Source organism: Kosakonia quasisacchari (assembly GCF_004331415.1).
Taxonomy (GTDB): Bacteria; Pseudomonadota; Gammaproteobacteria; order Enterobacterales; family Enterobacteriaceae; genus Kosakonia; species Kosakonia quasisacchari.
Genome location: NZ_SJOP01000014.1, coordinates 19,776 through 36,593, shown reverse-complemented (window position 1 = coordinate 36,593; position 16,818 = coordinate 19,776). Strand labels below are relative to the sequence as shown.

14 protein-coding genes are annotated in these 16,818 nt (G+C 53.3%); 13 read left to right on the top strand and 1 reads right to left on the bottom strand.

The window, feature by feature from the left end:
- The first annotated feature begins 3 nt into the window (after positions 1-3).
- The 5 genes from fdxH to glgX all read left to right on the top strand — a co-directional run bounded on the left by fdxH (position 4) and on the right by glgX (position 8,076).
- The gene (gene fdxH, locus E0L21_RS15845; RefSeq protein ID WP_131411133.1) at positions 4-891 is read left to right on the top strand and encodes a formate dehydrogenase subunit beta; all 888 of its coding nucleotides are present in this window, start codon (positions 4-6) and stop codon (positions 889-891) included.
- Positions 884-1,525: a formate dehydrogenase-N subunit gamma gene (fdnI, locus tag E0L21_RS15840; protein ID WP_131411131.1), complete on the top strand. Its 642-nt coding sequence runs from the start codon at positions 884-886 to the stop codon at positions 1,523-1,525. Before fdxH ends, fdnI begins: the two co-directional genes overlap by 8 nt.
- Before the next feature lie 106 nt (positions 1,526-1,631).
- Complete coding sequence (gene treZ, locus E0L21_RS15835; protein WP_131411129.1) at positions 1,632-3,419, top strand: malto-oligosyltrehalose trehalohydrolase; 1,788 nt, start codon at positions 1,632-1,634, stop codon at positions 3,417-3,419.
- Positions 3,416-5,926 carry a malto-oligosyltrehalose synthase gene (gene treY, locus E0L21_RS15830; protein ID WP_131411127.1) on the top strand — a complete coding sequence of 837 codons (2,511 nt, stop codon included), beginning with the start codon at positions 3,416-3,418 and terminating at the stop codon, positions 5,924-5,926. The genes treZ and treY overlap by 4 nt, the downstream gene beginning before the upstream one ends.
- 71 nt (positions 5,927-5,997) lie before the next feature.
- Entirely contained in the window at positions 5,998-8,076 is a 2,079-nt protein-coding gene (gene glgX / locus E0L21_RS15825; protein WP_131411124.1) for a glycogen debranching protein GlgX, read from the top strand.
- A 42-nt stretch (positions 8,077-8,118) separates the two neighbouring features.
- Here the strand turns inward: glgX and tehA are convergent, their stop codons facing one another.
- Positions 8,119-9,072 (bottom strand): dicarboxylate transporter/tellurite-resistance protein TehA, encoded by a 954-nt coding sequence (gene tehA, locus E0L21_RS15820; protein WP_131411122.1) that lies wholly within the window; start codon positions 9,070-9,072, stop codon positions 8,119-8,121.
- A 224-nt stretch (positions 9,073-9,296) separates the two neighbouring features.
- Here tehA and yahO point away from each other — a divergent pair, with 224 nt between their 5' ends.
- From yahO to E0L21_RS15780, 8 genes are all read left to right on the top strand, one after another.
- On the top strand, positions 9,297-9,572 hold the full coding sequence (yahO, locus tag E0L21_RS15815) for a DUF1471 family periplasmic protein YahO (protein ID WP_131411120.1): 276 nt from the start codon (positions 9,297-9,299) through the stop codon (positions 9,570-9,572).
- 184 nt (positions 9,573-9,756) lie between these two features.
- Positions 9,757-11,328 (top strand): type 2 periplasmic-binding domain-containing protein, encoded by a 1,572-nt coding sequence (locus E0L21_RS15810; protein ID WP_131411118.1) that lies wholly within the window; start codon positions 9,757-9,759, stop codon positions 11,326-11,328.
- Positions 11,325-11,726 (top strand): fucose-binding lectin II, encoded by a 402-nt coding sequence (locus tag E0L21_RS15805; RefSeq protein ID WP_131411116.1) that lies wholly within the window; start codon positions 11,325-11,327, stop codon positions 11,724-11,726. The genes E0L21_RS15810 and E0L21_RS15805 overlap by 4 nt, the downstream gene beginning before the upstream one ends.
- Positions 11,727-11,736: 10 nt before the next feature.
- Positions 11,737-12,138 (top strand): fucose-binding lectin II, encoded by a 402-nt coding sequence (locus E0L21_RS15800; protein WP_131411114.1) that lies wholly within the window; start codon positions 11,737-11,739, stop codon positions 12,136-12,138.
- Positions 12,139-12,331: 193 nt separating this feature from the next.
- A complete protein-coding gene (locus E0L21_RS15795; protein ID WP_131411112.1) occupies positions 12,332-14,605 on the top strand; it encodes an AAA family ATPase in 2,274 nt (757 codons plus the stop codon).
- Positions 14,592-15,650, top strand: a complete 1,059-nt coding sequence (locus E0L21_RS15790) for an HNH endonuclease family protein (protein ID WP_131411110.1) — start codon at positions 14,592-14,594, stop codon at positions 15,648-15,650. The genes E0L21_RS15795 and E0L21_RS15790 overlap by 14 nt, the downstream gene beginning before the upstream one ends.
- 142 nt (positions 15,651-15,792) lie before the next feature.
- Positions 15,793-16,227: a hypothetical protein gene (locus E0L21_RS15785; protein WP_131411108.1), complete on the top strand. Its 435-nt coding sequence runs from the start codon at positions 15,793-15,795 to the stop codon at positions 16,225-16,227.
- Positions 16,228-16,241: 14 nt separating this feature from the next.
- Positions 16,242-16,793 carry an RNA polymerase sigma factor gene (locus tag E0L21_RS15780; RefSeq protein WP_131411271.1) on the top strand — a complete coding sequence of 184 codons (552 nt, stop codon included), beginning with the start codon at positions 16,242-16,244 and terminating at the stop codon, positions 16,791-16,793.
- Positions 16,794-16,818: the final 25 nt, after the last annotated feature.

Sequence of the window (16,818 nt, the reverse complement as noted above, 5' to 3'; positions counted from 1 at the left end):
ACCATGTCCATGCAATCACAAGACATTATTAAACGTTCAGCGACCAACGGTTTTACGCCGCCGCCGCAGGCACGGGATTTTCGTGCCGAAGTGGCAAAGCTGATTGATGTATCCACCTGTATCGGCTGTAAAGGCTGCCAGGTGGCCTGTTCCGAGTGGAACGATATCCGCGACGACGTGGGTTACTGCGCCGGGGTGTATGACAACCCGCTCGATTTAAGCGCCAAATCCTGGACGGTAATGCGCTTTAGCGAGACGACGCAAAACGACAAGCTGGAGTGGCTGATCCGCAAAGATGGCTGTATGCACTGCGCGGAGCCGGGCTGCCTGAAAGCTTGCCCGTCGGCAGGGGCGATTATTCAGTACGCCAACGGCATTGTCGATTTTCAGTCGGAGCACTGCATTGGCTGCGGCTACTGCATTGCCGGTTGCCCGTTCAACGTGCCGCGTCTCAACCCGGACGATAACCGGGTCTACAAATGCACGCTCTGCGTCGATCGCGTTAGCGTCGGCCAGGAACCGGCCTGCGTGAAAACCTGTCCGACTGGCGCGATTCATTTCGGCACCAAAGCCGAGATGCTGGAGCTTGGCGAGCAACGCGTGGCGCAGTTGCAAAAACGCGGTTACGCCAACGCGGGCGTCTATAACCCGCAGGGCGTGGGCGGTACGCATGTGATGTATGTGCTGCATTATGCCGACCAGCCAGGGCTGTATCACAATCTGCCTGCAGAACCGAAAATTGATGTGCCGGTTAATCTGTGGAAAGGCATTCTCAAGCCGCTCTCCGCCGCCGGGTTTATCGCCACTTTTGCCGGTCTGCTGTTCCACTACATCGGCGTAGGACCGAACAAAGAGACGGATGACGATGAAGAGGAGCACGACCATGAATAAAAGCAAAATGATCCTGCGCACCAAATTTATCGACAGGGCGTGCCACTGGACGGTAGTGATTTGCTTCTTTCTGGTGGCGTTATCCGGTATCGCGCTCTTTTTCCCGACGCTGCACTGGCTGACGCAAACCTTCGGCACGCCGCAGATGGGGCGCATTCTGCACCCGTTCTTTGGCGTACTGATCTTTTTGATCCTGATGTTTATTTTCGGGCGCTTTGTCCACCACAACATCCCGGACAAAAAAGATCTGCCGTGGATCAAAGGCATTGTCGAGGTGCTGAAAGGCAATGAGCACAAAGTCGCGGATGTCGGCAAATATAACGCCGGGCAGAAAATGATGTTCTGGACCATCATGAGCATGATTTCGCTGCTGCTGGCGACGGGCGTGGTGATTTGGCGTCCGTACTTTGCCCACTTTTTCCCTATCGCCTTGATCCGCTGGTGTTTGCTGGCGCATGCCACTTCCGCCATTATCCTGATGCTTGCCATTCTGGTGCACATGTATATGGCGTTCTGGGTGAAAGGATCGATCAAAGGCATGATTGAAGGCAAAGTGAGCCGCCGCTGGGCGAAGAAACACCACCCGCGTTGGTATCGCGACGTCGAAGCCGAAGAAGAAAAACAACAGCAGTAACGCAATTCACCGCCCGGTATGCGCGTGCATCACCGGGCGGCCCGCCAATGGCTTTGCAGATTATCGTCTATGATTGTTCTTCGTGACATCGTGGAGAGGTAATTGCATGGCGTCAAAATCGTTTTGTAAAAGCTGGGGAGCCGAATACCTCGCGAATGGTCGCGTGCGTTTTCGCTTATGGGCCACCGGGCAACAGCAGATTTCTCTGCGTTTGCCTGTCGGCGAACTGCCAATGCAACGCCTTGATGATGGCTGGTTTGAACTGACTGTTGATAACGTCGTACCCGGCACAGCGTACCAGTTTGTGCTGGCCGATGGCATGGTGGTTCCCGATCCCGCCTCGCGCGCGCAGGCGTCCGATGTTAATGGCCCTTCGCTGGTCGTCGACCCGGATCATTACGTCTGGCAACACCCGCAGTGGCAAGGCCGCCCGTGGCAAGAGTCCGTGGTTTATGAGCTGCATATCGGCACATTCACCCCGCAGGGCACCTTTCGCGCGGCGATGGAAAAACTGCCGTATCTCGCACAACTTGGCATCACGATGATAGAAGTGATGCCCGTCTCCCAGTTTGGCGGCAATCGCGGCTGGGGCTATGACGGCGTGCTGCTCTATGCGCCGCACTCGGCGTATGGCACGCCGGATGATTTTAAAGCCTTTATCGACGCCGCTCACGGCTATGGCCTTTTAGTGGTGCTGGATATTGTGCTCAACCACTTTGGCCCGGAAGGTAACTATTTACCCGCGCTGTCGCCGGATTTTTTCCACGCTGAACGCCAGACGCCGTGGGGGCCGGGCATCGCGTATGACATTGATGCCGTGCGGCGTTATATCGTTGAAGCGCCGCTCTACTGGCTTACCGAATACAACCTCGACGGGCTGCGATTTGATGCCATCGATCAGATTGAAGACAGCACCGAGCCGCCGGTGTTGGTGGAGATTGCCCGCCGTATTCGTGAAGAGATCACCGACAGACCGGTACATCTGACCACTGAAGATTCCCGCAACATTATTGCGCTGCATCCGCATGAACCGGATGGTCGGGCGCCGCTGTTTACCGCCGAGTGGAACGACGATCTGCATAATGCCGCGCATGTGTTTGCTACCGGCGAAACCCATGCCTATTACCAGGATTTTGCGGATAAGCCCGAAGTGTGGCTGGCGCGTGCATTAACCGAAGGGTTTGCCTTCCAGGGCGAGATTGCCCCCTCAACCGGCGAACCCCGCGGGGTGGACAGCCGCAACCAGCCGCCGGTGGCGTTTGTCGATTTTATCCAGAACCATGATCAGACCGGCAACCGCGCGCAGGGCGAGCGGCTCATCACCCTAGCGGGCGAGGAGAGAACGCGTGTGCTGCTCGGCGCGCTGCTGTTTTCCCCGCATATTCCGCTGCTGTTTATGGGTGAAGAGTATGGCGAAACCAATCCTTTCCTGTTCTTTACCGATTTTCACGGCGATCTGGCGCGCGCCGTGCGCGAAGGGCGGGCTCGGGAATTCCAGGGCCACGCCGGACATGAGGGGGAAGCGGTTCCCGATCCGAATGCGCCTGAAACCTTTAGCCGTTCACAACTGGACTGGGCGAAAACGCAGCAGGAGAGCGGTCAGCGCTGGCTAACGCAAACCCGCGACTGGCTGACGCTGCGCCAGAAATATGTGGTGCCGCTGCTGACTCATGCGCAGCGGCAAAATGGGGAAGTGATCGCCACCGCGCCGGGGTTTGTCGCTGTCCGCTGGCGCTTCTCACAAGGAACATTGTCGCTGGCGCTCAATATTGGCAAGGCTGCGCAACCGTTGCCGGATCTGCCCGGTAAAACGCTGGTGGCCTGGCCGCGCGGGCAGGATGAACTGGCGGCGAATGCGTTCATTGTCCGTCTGGCTTTGGGAGAGGGAATGTGAATACGCCAACCGCGACTTACCGCTTGCAGTTTCGTAACGGAATGACGTTTGATCGCGCCGCGACGCTGGTTCCGTATCTTAAACACCTTGGCATCAGCCACCTTTACGCCTCGCCCATTTTCACCGCCGCGAGCGGTTCCACCCACGGTTATGACGTGGCTAACGCCAATGAGATCGATCCCACGCTTGGCGGGCGTGAAGGGTTTGACCGGCTGGTGAGTGCGTTAAAAAGTGCCGGGTTGGGGCTGATTCTGGATATTGTGCCAAACCATATGGCGGCCTCGCTGGAAAACGCCTGGTGGCGCGATGTGATTGCCAAAGGCGAAAAAAGCCAGTATGCGCACCATTTCGACATTGACTGGTCGCGGCGGCTGACGCTGCCTTTTCTCGGCGATGATTTTGACGTTGTGCTGGAAAATGGCGAGTTGGCGATAAAAGCCGATCCGCTGACCGGCGAACCGGCGCTGGCCTATTACGACAACTTTTATCCGCTGGTGGCGGAAAGCTGGCAAGGACGGGAGCAGGCACTTATCGGCGAGACCGATCACGCGCTAATCGCTGAAATTCATGCGCAGCAGCCCTGGCGTTTGATGAGCTGGCGCGATGCGGCGAATGACCTCTCGTACCGGCGCTTTTTTGAAATCACCGGCCTGGTTGGCGTACGCGTGGAAGATGAAACGGTATTTGATGATACGCACCGGCTGATCCTCGAACTGGTGCACAGCGGCGCGGTGGACGGTTTGCGTATCGATCACGTTGACGGGCTGGCCGATCCGCAGGGTTATCTGATGCGCTTACGCCAGAAGGTGGGCGCTGAATGTTATCTCACGGTGGAGAAGATCCTCGGCAAAGGCGAGCATCTTCCGGCGGACTGGCCGGTATCCGGCACCACCGGGTATGAGTTTATCGCCGCGCTTTCAGATGTGCTGGTTGATAACGCGCAGCTCGATAAGCTGCGAAAAGCCTATGACAGCGTTGCCGGGCGGCGCGTGAATATGCACGACGAGCTACGTGCGGCCAAACTGCTGATGGTCGATCGTAACTTTAACGGTGAATTCAGCGTGCTGGTGTCGCTGGCGCTCACTATTGGTCACGCGGAAATCCCGGTGCCGCAGGAGGACGCGGTGCGCCAGGCGTTGCGCGAACTATTGATCGCCTTTCCGGTGTATCGCACTTATGGCACGGAACAGGGGCTACCGGCGGCTGACGCCGCGCTGTTACGTAAGGTGGTCGAGAGTGTTCAGCGTAGCCCGTATGCGCCGGACGCTGACGCGCTCGACTTTGTAAGCCGCATTCTGCTTGGCGATGTCGCGAAAAGCGCGCTGAGCGCGGCGGCACGTTTTCGCACTCGCTTTCAGCAGCTCACCGGGCCGCTGATGGCCAAATCCGTCGAAGATACGCTCTTTTTCCGCCAGCATGTCGATCTGGCACTTAACGAAGTCGGCGCGGAGCCACTACCGCGCACCTTCTCTCTGGATCGCTTCCACGCAGAGATGAAAACCCGGCTTGAGCGCCAGCCGGATGCGCTTTCCGGCACCTCAACCCATGACACCAAACGCGGGGAAGACGCCCGGGCGCGACTCTATACCCTGACGGAAGCGCCCGAACGCTGGGCGGATTGCGTGGCGCGCTGGCGGCAGATGAATCATACCAAAGTGCAACTGCTCGACGATGGCCACGCGCCGCGACCGATGGTGGCGTGGATGATCTACCAGGCGCTGGCGGGCGTCTGGCCGGTCAACTTACAAGCAGATGACGTGGCGGGCTTGCGCGCGCTGGAAGAGCGGTTTGTGGCGTTTGTCGAAAAAGCGCTGCGCGAAGCGAAACAGCGCACCGACTGGATCGAAACTAACGACGCCTATGAACAGGCGGTGCTCGATTACGTGCGTCATTTGTTATCGCCGGATAACAGCGCGTTTTTAACCGATTTTACCGCCTCGCTACAGCCGTTTATCCGCGCCGGGATGGTCAATAGCCTGACGCAAACGGTGATCAAACTGACGGCACCCGGTGTGCCGGATATCTACCAGGGCAGCGAAGCGCTCAATTTCAGCCTGGTCGACCCGGATAACCGGCTGGAGCCGGATTACGCCGAACTGGAGCGCTTGCTGGTGGATGAAGAGCAGGCCGATCCGTATTCACAGGAGAGCTGGTCGAGCGGGCAATTAAAGCAGTTTTTCATCTACCGGCTGCTGCATTTACGCCAGCAGATGCCGTCGCTGTTCCGCCGGGGAGCCTATCTGCCGTTAACCGTTTCGGGCGAAGAGGCGGAGCACCTGATCGCCTTTGCGCGCGTGGAAAATCAGGATGCGTTAATTGTGCTCGCTCCGCGCCTGCTATTCGATGCGCTCGACGGCAGCCTGGCGGGGGCCAATATTGCTTTGCCGCCGGAACTGGCGAATCGGCGTTACCGGCACATACTCAGCTCAGAGGAGGTTTTTCTCACCGACAAAGTGAATCTGCGATCGATTGGCGGTTTCACCTTTGCGGTACTGGTCAGTGCGTGATTGCGAAGAAAAGGGTGCGGTACATCAATCGTTATGTCTGGTGAGACTTTACAGGCGATCAAGGGGAAGCAATGTCTGACGGAAAACGTTTTTACATCACGGCGGGGCACGGCCAGCAACTCGGTGCGAATTACGATGGCGAGGGCGTCAACTTTGCCCTTTTTTCAGCGCATGCGCATCGTGTGGAGCTCTGTTTATACGCCCCCGATGGCAAGCAGGAGATCGCCCGGTTTGATCTGCCGGAAAACACGCACGAGATCTGGCACGGTTATGTGCCAGGCCTGCAACCCGGCACGCTGTACGGCTATCGGGTGCATGGCCCGTTTGAGCCGGAAAACGGTCACCGGTTTAACCCGAATAAATTATTGATTGACCCTTATGCCCGCGAGCTGGTCGGCGATATCGAGTGGAACGCGGCCCATTACGCTTACGATTTAGGCCATGAAGATAAAGACCTGACCTTTGATACCCAGGATAGCGCGCCGTTTACACCCAAATGCCGGGTTATCGACCCGCAAGCGTTCGACTGGCAGGATGGCGCAAGACCGAACATTCCCTGGCCGCGCACGGTTTTCTATGAAACCCATGTTAAAGGCTTCACACAGCTTAATCCGGCGCTGCCGCCGGAGTTGCGCGGTACGTTCGAAGGGATGGGACATAAGGCCACCGTGCAGTACATCAAAAGTCTCGGCATTACGTCCGTCGAGTTGCTGCCGGTACACTGGTTCCCGGACGATCAGCATTTACTCGATAAAGGCCTGCGCAATTTCTGGGGCTATAACACGCTCGGTTTCTTCGCTCCGGCGTCACGCTATTACGGGCCGCGCGGCATTCAGGGCTTCCGCGATATGGTACGGGCGTTTCACGATGCCGGGATCGAAGTGATCCTCGATGTGGTTTATAACCACACGGCAGAAGGCAATGAACTGGGGCCAACCCTGTCGTTTAAAGGCATCGATAACTTCTCTTATTACCGCACCTTGCCGGATCAGCACCGCTATTACATCAATGACACCGGTACTGGCAATACGGTGAATACCTCGCATCCGCGCGTGTTGCAGATGGTGATGGATTCGCTGCGTTACTGGGCAGAATCGATGCATATCGACGGTTTTCGCTTTGATCTGGGGACCATTCTTGGGCGCGAGCCAGAAGGGTTCGACCAGCGCGGCGGCTTTTTTGATGCCATGACGCAGGATCCACTGTTATCCAGACTGAAACTGGTTGGCGAACCGTGGGACATCGGCCCCGGCGGTTATCAGGTGGGCGGTTTCCCGCCGGGCTGGGCGGAGTGGAACGACAAATACCGTGACACGCTGCGTGAATACTGGAAGGGCGATAACGTGTCGACGGACTTTGCCGCCCGCTTGCTGGGCTCCGGCGATCTGTACGATCAGCGCGGACGCCGCCCGTGGGCAAGTGTGAACTTTATTACCGCCCACGATGGTTTTACGCTGAACGATTTGGTGTCGTACAACGAAAAACATAATGAAGCCAACGGCGAGGACAATAACGACGGCCACAATGATAACCGTTCCTACAACTACGGCGCGGAAGGGCCGACCGAAGACGAAGGCATCAACACCGTGCGCGAGCGGCAAAAACGCAACTTCCTCGCTACGCTGTTCTTCTCCCACGGCACGCCAATGTTGCTGGCCGGGGACGAGTTTGGCCGCACCCAGCAGGGCAACAACAATGGCTATTGCCAGGACAGCGAAATCTCGTGGATCGACTGGGACGCGCCGCAAAGCGGCAACGGTAAAGCGCTGTTAGAATTCACCCGTCATGTGCTGGCGTTGCGGGCTTCGCAGCCGATCCTGCGGCGCGAGAACTGGCGCGATGGTATGGAGATCCGCTGGTACAACGCGGGCGGCGGCGAGCAGTTGCCGGAACAGTGGGATGAAGGCACGACGCTTGGCGTTTATATCGGGCGTCCGGATTTGCAGGAAGAAGAAGGGATCTGGCATGACGTGCTGATGCTGTTTAACCCGTTTGAAGGTACAGTGCCGTTTCGCATTCCGCAGTTCGGCGAAGGCGGTTGGGTGCTGGAGCTGACCACCGCGGATAGCGCGAAAAGCGGGATTGTGATCACCAAAGAGAAGGATTTCGAACTGGAAGGACGCAGTATCGTGCTGTTCCGTCGCCCGTAAACAGAATGCGCCAGGTGGCATGCTTGCCTGGCGCATTCTACTTTATGCGCGGATCAATAACTTACCCCGCAGTAACAGCGCGAAGGTTTTTACCATCAACAGCGCGATCACCAAATTGGCCGCGATAAACAGCGGAAATGACATCCAGTACAGTGCGCCGCCTGGGGTGCCGTGTCCAAGGCGAATCGAGGTGGTCGCCAGTGACGCCACGCCGAATGAAAAACTCCAGAACGACGGGTTAAACGGCTGCGAACTGTACCAGGGGATCAGCCTTATCATGAACAGCATCTGCAGCAAGCCATAGCCGAACAACAGTTTGGCGAAAACATCGGCCTGCCCGCCGTTGACGCTCAGCCAGGCGCTACAGGCCACGAATGCAGGTGCCATCTGAATGCCAAGCGATGTGCGCACGGCGGGCGACATTTCATCAAGATTACGCATCCGGCTCAGGATCGCAGGCTCAAGACTCAGCCAGGAGAAGATCCCTGCGCCGAGAAACAACATCCCGACATCGTTAAAACCGAACGCGCCGCAGGCCATCGCACTGATAAAGTTGTTGGCAACCGTTGGCAAATAAAGCCCCGGCGTTGTGGCTTCTTTCGGGTGCTGACCGCGCCATAATCCGGCGGTTTGCCAGGCGGAGTAGGCAAGCTGAACAATGACAGCAACAAGAAAAAGCCCCAGCGCCAGCGTGTGAAACCACGGCGCAAGACCAATGGCGACCAGCATCGAGGTGGCTGGTGCCAGGCTGACAAAACTGCTTTTCAGCGGATGGGTGATCTCCTCCAGCACGCTCGTGCCGTGACGGAGCATTCTACTAATAAATGCCAGCATCAGTAGCGCCCAGATGACCATCGCCAGAATGATTAAGCCATCCGCAGGCAGCAGCGTGACTGGCCAGATAGTGGCAGCAAAACGCCAGGAAAAACCCAGCCCGATGATGCCAAGCACGATGCCAAAGTAACCGGCTGGAAGGTTGAGGTGTGAATCTTTCATCACCAAACTCCTGAAATGTATAAGCCCTGAAGTAAGACGCGCGCCATTATATATGACATTTCATATGCACGTTTTACTTTTTATTCAGCTTAATATGTTGATTAAATAACCGATTAATTAATCACATTGAATTATTTATGGCTTGGTCTACCGTTAAAGAGTAAATGATCGACTGTGCTTTTCTGTTATTTACAGCCATCTCAAAACAATCCGGAGAATGCCTGATGAACAAAAAAAGTTTAGTGATTATTAGCGCGTTAACATTATTGGCGAGTAATGCCTGGGCCGCTAAATTAATGGAAAAATCAGAGTTTGAAAAAGTTTCTTCGCAATATGAAAAGGTTGGCGAGATTGCAACATCCGACGAGATGTCACCAATGGATGCCCGCCATGCGTTAAGCAAGCTGGCGGATGAAAAGGGCGGCGATGTGTATGTCGTAACGTCCGATCAAACAAGGAAAAAAATCCACGCAACGGCCGATGTTTACAAGAAAAAATAGAAGAATAAAACCTCCTCCTGCTGGAGGTTTTTTATTTGCGAAAGAATCTGGTCTGAATATATCGAATATCGTAATAGTTAGGTTTTAATTTAAAGACTCTTATTGGCTGAATATATTGGTGCGCAGCGTAAATATGCCTGCGCATCTATTTTCTTTTTTCTACCGCAGTAATAGAGGAGTTTGTATGGGCGTCATCTTACGAATGACGATGCGCGTCTTTGCCATCGTATTATTCATCCTTGCCAGCACTGGCGTGTTTGCAGGTCAGTTAATTCTCAAAAATACTTCATCATCGCCGATAACCTGTACGGTTGACGGCTGGACCCGCGCGTCCGGCGGCAGCTTCGACTGGTTTATTAAGGTTGAGCCAGGGCAAAGTTTTTATGTCGGGCAAAATACCAGCCGACCCAATCCACCGATCATTAACTGGGCGAACTGCAATAACCTGCAAACCCGTGCTATGACGCTGACCCCGAAAGGGCCGAACCAGACGCTGGTGCTGAATGGCCAGCAAAACCGCGTGCTTAACGTGTCGCTCTATTCGTACCTGCCCACGTTACCGACGGATAATTTTGAAAGCCTGGTCGCTTATGTGGTGAAAACCTGGCAGGCACAACATCCGGACGTGTTGCTGAATGCCGTGCTTAGTCAGGAGGTCAAGATTTATGACTTCAATAAGCTGCGCACCATTCTGGGAACGGAGGGGTTTGATGTCGTTGAGCTGGATGTGTTGTATCTGGGATTTCTGGCGGATAACCAGCTTATCAACCCCGCGCAAATTAGCGGAGATGCGCCGTGGCCGGTTGCACTTGCCGGATCGACCTATAAAGGCCAACTTTGGGGTATTCCCAGCTGGCTGTGTATGAATTTTATCTACGCGTTTGACAAGGCGATTACCCAGCAAAACACGCTTGATAATTTACTGAGCTATATGAACTCGCTGCCCTCTGCAGTGCCGGCGCTGGCAGGCAGTTTTAATGGGCACTGGGCGGTGCCTTCCAATTACATCAACGCCTATGTGCAGCGCTATGGCCTGAACGCAATGCCGCAGGCCATGCAAATGCCGCCGGATAACGCAGTGATTTCGCAGTTGGTTGCCTTATCGGACACTTGCCAGAAAAAAGGTGTCGGTATTAATCAATGTACCAACGGCTATTTTTACAATGGCACGGGCGTGACCCCTGAGCAGGCATTTGCCACCGGGCAATCCAGTACGGAGATGGGGTTTTCTGAACAGTCGTTCTACGTGAACCTTTATCGTCCGTCGCAAAGCGCACCGTTGTATGTCATTCCGGTGCCGTGGGGACAAAAAGCACAGCCACTGCTATTCCAGGATAGCTTCGTTTCCAGCGCGGCCACCTGCAAGCCGGGTAGCCAGTGCAGTCGTGACGCACAGGCATTCACCACCATGATGACCGGCGTGGCGATGAAAAATTACATCGTGCAGTCTCAGGATCTTCCTGCCGGCACGCCGTGGCGCACGCTGCTGGTGGCTACCCAGCCTTTCTGGCAGCAGTCGCAGATCGTTAATAACGCTTATTACCAGCAACTGCGCCCGATCTTTGATACGGCAGCACCGTTCCCGAATAACTTCACCGAATCCGTTCAAACGACAATGGATACCCAGATTTGCGCCGCGCTGAAAGCACAGCGCCCGCAATTTGACTGTGGCGACAGCGCGAAAACTTTGCTCGCGACCGGCCACGCGAAGACGCAGCCGCGTCCAACTTCAGGCGAAAGCAGGAGCAAATTATGAGTGTCGGCCCGGTTTCAGGAAATGGCATCGTGATTACGTTGCCGCCAGGAAAAACGGTCTTCTGGACGGCTAATGTTCAGGCGTCCTGGGCGCAATACGTTCAGGTGCGGGATTCGGCGAATAACCCGGTCTTTCAGGCCAATGGAGCATCGACAGGTGGGCATTCACCGACGCAGATCGGCCAGGGAACGTTTGTCGCGTCCGGGACGGGAACATATACCGTCTATCTGGGCTACAACAATGGGCAATCCTGGTCGCAAGTGATGTGGGAGGAAATGACGCTCAATATCGGCAGCCAGATCTATTCCAGTTGCTTTAATTTTATTTCCGAAGATGGTGCCGATCAGGACTATAACGACACCTGCCTGACATTAACCTGGTTTAACAGCATTGGCTGAGGAGAAGAACATGTCGATAGGACCTGTTAGTGGCAATGGCATTGCTATCGTTATTCCGCCGGGTAAAGTCGTCTTTTGGTCGGTGCTGGTACAAAGCTCGGCGAACCAGTTTATTCAACTGAAAGACAGCCTCTCCAACGTGGTGTTTACCGTGCAGGGTGCAAGCTCAAGCGGCGGTACGCCAACGCAAGTTGGCAGTGGTTTTTTTCAGGCGGATAACTCGGGTAATTATACTGTTTTGATCGGCACCAACGGCGGACAACGTTTTTCAAACGTTCTCTGGACACAGGATATTATTACCCGCGGCGCGTCAGTCTTTTTCGGCAAATATATCTTCGCCAGCGAGGATTCAACCGACAAAGATTACAATGACTCATTTTTCCAGCTGCAATGGTTTGAAAACGTAGGGTAAGGCGTTTTTCCCTCATCAGGAGTGCTTCGGCACTCCTGTCTCTCGCCGAAATGGCCCATTTCCCTGATATACCTTGATTTCCCTTGTTGGTTTGGCAAAATCATTTATCCATTCGGTGAATGCTTTCTCTCGCAATCTGTCTGTTATGCGGGCGCTAGCGTGCCTGCGCACAGAGATTTAAAGGGAAATAACGATGTTATTCGTAGACAGGGGGCGTGTCGCCATTCCATCCGTGTTACTGCCTGGTGGCGCGGCAGAGGCAGAAAAAGAGAAAGCGGCGGTGTTTTATAAGCAGGCGCATCATTTGCAGAGTCGCTTTGAATTTAAGGTTTTCAGAAGCAAAGAGGTCAAAAGTGCGCTGTATGATCTCTTTCAGGGTAAGTGTGCGTGGTGTGAATCACGGATAAGTTCAACGGTATCCGGGGATATTTGCCATTACAGACCTAAGGGCGCCGTCGCAGAGAGCCGGAATCACCCAGGATACTGGTGGCTGGCAAGCCAGTGGGAAAATTTGCTGTTAAGTTGCCCCGCATGTAATCGACCGCATCAATATAATGGCGTCATATCGGGAAAGTCGAGCCGCTTTCCTCTTGAAGATGAAACACAGCGCGCCTTTGAGCCTGGATGGGAAGAACGCGAAAAGCCGTTATTGTTGGACCCGACTTCTGGTGATCCTGCCCGGCATTTTGTCTATGACTGGGAAGGAAACATCCTCAGTGAGACGCCAGAGGGACAGATGACGATCACCATCATCGGGCTTAATCGCCCGACATTGGTCGAAGCGCGTAGAAGTGCGCTGGCTATGGTTCGTAGTGTCCTGGATATGCTTGTTTCTGCCTCCAGAGTCGGCTCAGAAAATCAGCGGTTGCTTGTACTTCGTCATCTGGAGGCGTTAACCGCTGATGATGCTGAGTATGCAGCGATAAAACGCCAACTCATTTCGGCAGAGCTTAAAAAGATTGTGCGCGATACTGGATACGATGCTTTTCATTGGTTGAATTCAACCCTGCCAGTTACAAAGAAAAGAGTGAGCGGAATATGGGAAAAAGTCAGGGATTTTGAGTTAAAACAATCTGATTTCTCCTTACGCAACAGTCGGGGCATTGCTATTTCGCGGTCGCAAAGCCGAAAAATACAAAAAGTAACAATCACTAATTTTAAAGGCATTGATGAGTTAACGTTTAATGTCGCCAGTAACTGGCAAATGCTGTTGGGTGAAAATGGCGCGGGTAAAAGTTCGGTTTTGCAAGCCATCGCGCTCTGTTTGAGCGGCGCGGACAACTTTGCAAAATTAGTGAACGAAAACGGTATCGATCCTAAAACCTGGATCAGGTCTAAACGGCAAAAAGTCACTATTGAAATCCGGGTGAGTGGTTTTGTTAAACCTCATTCGTTGCATATTTATCGTGACCGGGCAGTGTTTTTACGTGCTGCAAATAAATCAGCATTAGTCGACTATGCAAAAGGCAGCGCCACGGTGACAGGCGCAAGCGAGGCCAGGGATGTCCAGTTTGTTCTACTTGGGTACGGCGCGACACGGTTATTAAAACCCGCATCAAAAATGCCGCCGCAATTCCGTTGGCATGAAGAAGAAGCGATACGCTACGCACGATTCGATAATTTGTTCGATCCGCTTTCGTTACTGATTTCCGCAGAAGAGTGGCTGTTAGAGCAGAAGCGAGAGATCTTTGATCTCAGCGCGCGCGCGTTAAAAGATTTGTTAGGCCTGGATAACAACGACATTTTGGTCAAGCGAAATAACACCATTATGGTTGTTATGAATGACAAAAAACCTTTACCGCTGACCGCGCTTAGTGATGGTTACAAGACGGTGATTGCCTTGTGTGTGGATATACTCGCGATAGCGACGGAGTTTTGGGGCGATCCTGGTAGCGCCGAAGGCATCGTGCTGGTGGATGAACTCGATTGTCACCTGCATCCAACGTGGAAAATGCGCATTGTTAGCGCGTTAAAACGGGCATTCCCGGAAATGCAATTTATTTGCACCACCCATGATCCGCTCTGCCTGCGTGGCCTGGGCGCGGGAGAGGTGTGTGTGATGCAGCGTGATGGTGAAGGTATCAACTTGCTGAGCGATTTGCCAAACCCGGCGGATTTCCGTGTGGAACAGTTATTAACCTCTGCATTTTTTGGCCTGAACAGTACGCAGGATCCGGAAAATGAGGCGATCTTTGATGAATACTATGCGCTGCTCGCTTTACCTGAAAAGGATCGAGAACAATCTCAGCGGCTTGAGCAATTAAAGATTGAATTGAAGGATCGACGCTATATTGGCGAGACGCCGCGCGAACAGCTGATGTTTGAAGCAATCGATCAACTTATTGCCAATAAAAAAGATAAAGGGTTCTTGCGCATTCATGATATGAAGCCGGAAACGATCAGCACAGTTAATAATATCTGGCAGGATGTATTAAATAACAGGCTGCAAAACAATGATCAAAATTAATCGTCGTCAATCAGCACCGCTTATCGGTATTTATACAGCGCCGCTTGATCAAAATGGCCATCCTACACCGACAATGGCTATGAGTGAACGCAATGATGCAATAATATTTTTCACCGATCCGAACAATTTTTCCAATAATAAGAAATTAACTAAATCTCCGTTTCAATTCACTATTTATCAAGACAAAGAATTGGCTACAGAACTTGAGAAAATATTTGGGAAAAAATGTGCTTACTGTGAATCTGATTTCGCAGCAGTAACCTCAGCAGAGATAGAACATTTTCGGCCTAAAAATCAGATCTCGACGCAGGACAAAAAAACACTTCGACCAGGCTATTACTGGTTAGCGGGTGATTGGCTGAATTTATTAGTGGCATGTCCACATTGTAATCGGAAAGTGAAACACCAGGTTCCGGGTCAGCCCGATAAAATCTCACTAGGAAAAGGCACACAGTTCCCTCTTGCCGATGAAACAAAACGTCTTCGTCTACACACCTGTAGTGAGATGCAATTCAAAAGCGAAGAGGATCATCGACTGCTGATCAATCCTTGTATTGAAAACCCAGAGCTCTATTTCACCTATGACGATGATGGATTAATACATCCTAAAAATAGCCGTAATAAAAAAGCAGTTTATTCAATCCATGTCTACGCTTTGCAACGTAAGCACTTAGTTGAAGCGAGGAAAAAGAAGCTGGTTGATCTGGAAGAAAAGCTGATGAATTTAGAGGATCCGATCATAGAATTAGATGCACTTGATCCACGAGAGGTGGCGCGCTGTACGGCTAAGAAACAACAAATTGCAAGATTGTTGGGGCAGGTTAAGAAGATGCTGGAGCCTGGTGAACCTTACCTTGGCCTGCTTCGGGATTATATTCGTCGACACGTTGCGCTAGGGACTTACCAGAGATATCGCGCAGCGGGCATTCATATTGAGGCGCTTCTGGATCTACCTGTATCACATCCGCTTCCGGTGCCACGTCTTAACCTAAGTACTTTCAGAAACATGACGTCAAGGATCCCCGTCGGGTTGCGGCTGAGATAAATTAAATCATTATTTTTCAATAAGTTGCCTGCTTATTGCACGGTGGTGGCATTTATTTGCATTTCCCTGGCAATATTTTTACCGCTCATCCGTCTACATCATCACAAGCAATTATTCACTAACCTGATGGAGTAGATAAAAGATGAGAGATTTTGATATGCATGGGCACAGACACGGTCACGGCTTTGGTCGGCACCGCATGATGAAACCGTTGATCATTGGCGTGGTGGTATTCATCGCGTTAGGGCTGCTGGTGATGTCCTTATGGAACGCACTGTTACCGGCAATTCTTGGCGTGAAAAGCATTGGTTTCTGGCAGGCGCTGGGGTTGTTAGTGCTGAGCCGCATTCTGTTTGGCGGACTGGGATTCCATGGGGGAATGTTTGGCATGGCACGTCGACGTATGCACGAACGCTGGATGCAAATGACGCCGGAGCAGCGTGAAGCCTTTATCCAGCAGCGCCGCGAAGGTTTTGGTCACCGCGATCGCTGTGGCTGGCGGGCGCGTTGGGATGAAAGGGCGGATGACCGCCATCAGCCTGACGATAGCAGTGCAAAAAAACCGGATGCTGAGTGAGTACGGTGAAAACCATGGACGGCGAGTCTTTGCTGGTCAACGCGCTAAATGCCTGCCGCTCACGTCTGAAAGCGTTTATTCGTGGGCGCACGGCAGTGCGCGATGACGCCGACGACATTTTGCAGGAAGTGACTTATCAACTGATAAATGTGGAACAACCGGTGGAGAATGTTGCCGCCTGGTTGTTTCGCGCCGCGCGCAATGAAATGACCGACAGGGCGCGTAAAAAACGTGAGCTGCCGCTGTCCGGTTTTTTCAACGGCGGTGATGATGAGAGCGATTTTGCGGAAGATGAGTTGGCGGAAACGCTGTTTGGCGTGCCGCAAACGCCAGAAGAGGAGTATCTGCGCGAATTGTTATGGCAAGAACTGGAAAGCGCGCTGGCGGAACTTCCACCCGCCCAGCGCGAGGTGTTCGAAAAGACCGAGCTTGAGGGCTTGAGTTACAAGGCGCTGGTGGAGGAGACGGGCGTCAGCATGCAGGCGCTGTTGTCCCGTAAACACAAGGCGGTGCTCTATCTGCGCAGTAGGCTGCGCAATGTTTATGATGAATTAATTGCTGAGTGAATAACTACGCTGAGCAAACATATAT

Bases quoted from the DNA above. Each gene is read 5' to 3' on its own strand.
- fdnI (WP_131411131.1), top strand. From the start codon at position 884: ATGAATAAAAGCAAAATGATCCTGCGCACCAAATTTATCGACAGGGCG.
- tehA (WP_131411122.1), bottom strand. From the start codon at position 9,072: ATGAAAGATTCACACCTCAACCTTCCAGCCGGTTACTTTGGCATCGTG.
- E0L21_RS15810 (WP_131411118.1), top strand. From the start codon at position 9,757: ATGGGCGTCATCTTACGAATGACGATGCGCGTCTTTGCCATCGTATTA.
- E0L21_RS15800 (WP_131411114.1), top strand. From the start codon at position 11,737: ATGTCGATAGGACCTGTTAGTGGCAATGGCATTGCTATCGTTATTCCG.
- E0L21_RS15785 (WP_131411108.1), top strand. From the start codon at position 15,793: ATGAGAGATTTTGATATGCATGGGCACAGACACGGTCACGGCTTTGGT.
- E0L21_RS15805 (WP_131411116.1), top strand. From the start codon at position 11,325: ATGAGTGTCGGCCCGGTTTCAGGAAATGGCATCGTGATTACGTTGCCG.
- E0L21_RS15790 (WP_131411110.1), top strand. From the start codon at position 14,592: ATGATCAAAATTAATCGTCGTCAATCAGCACCGCTTATCGGTATTTAT.
- fdxH (WP_131411133.1), top strand. From the start codon at position 4: ATGTCCATGCAATCACAAGACATTATTAAACGTTCAGCGACCAACGGT.
- treZ (WP_131411129.1), top strand. From the start codon at position 1,632: ATGGCGTCAAAATCGTTTTGTAAAAGCTGGGGAGCCGAATACCTCGCG.
- glgX (WP_131411124.1), top strand. From the start codon at position 5,998: ATGTCTGACGGAAAACGTTTTTACATCACGGCGGGGCACGGCCAGCAA.
- E0L21_RS15795 (WP_131411112.1), top strand. From the start codon at position 12,332: ATGTTATTCGTAGACAGGGGGCGTGTCGCCATTCCATCCGTGTTACTG.
- yahO (WP_131411120.1), top strand. From the start codon at position 9,297: ATGAACAAAAAAAGTTTAGTGATTATTAGCGCGTTAACATTATTGGCG.
- E0L21_RS15780 (WP_131411271.1), top strand. From the start codon at position 16,242: ATGGACGGCGAGTCTTTGCTGGTCAACGCGCTAAATGCCTGCCGCTCA.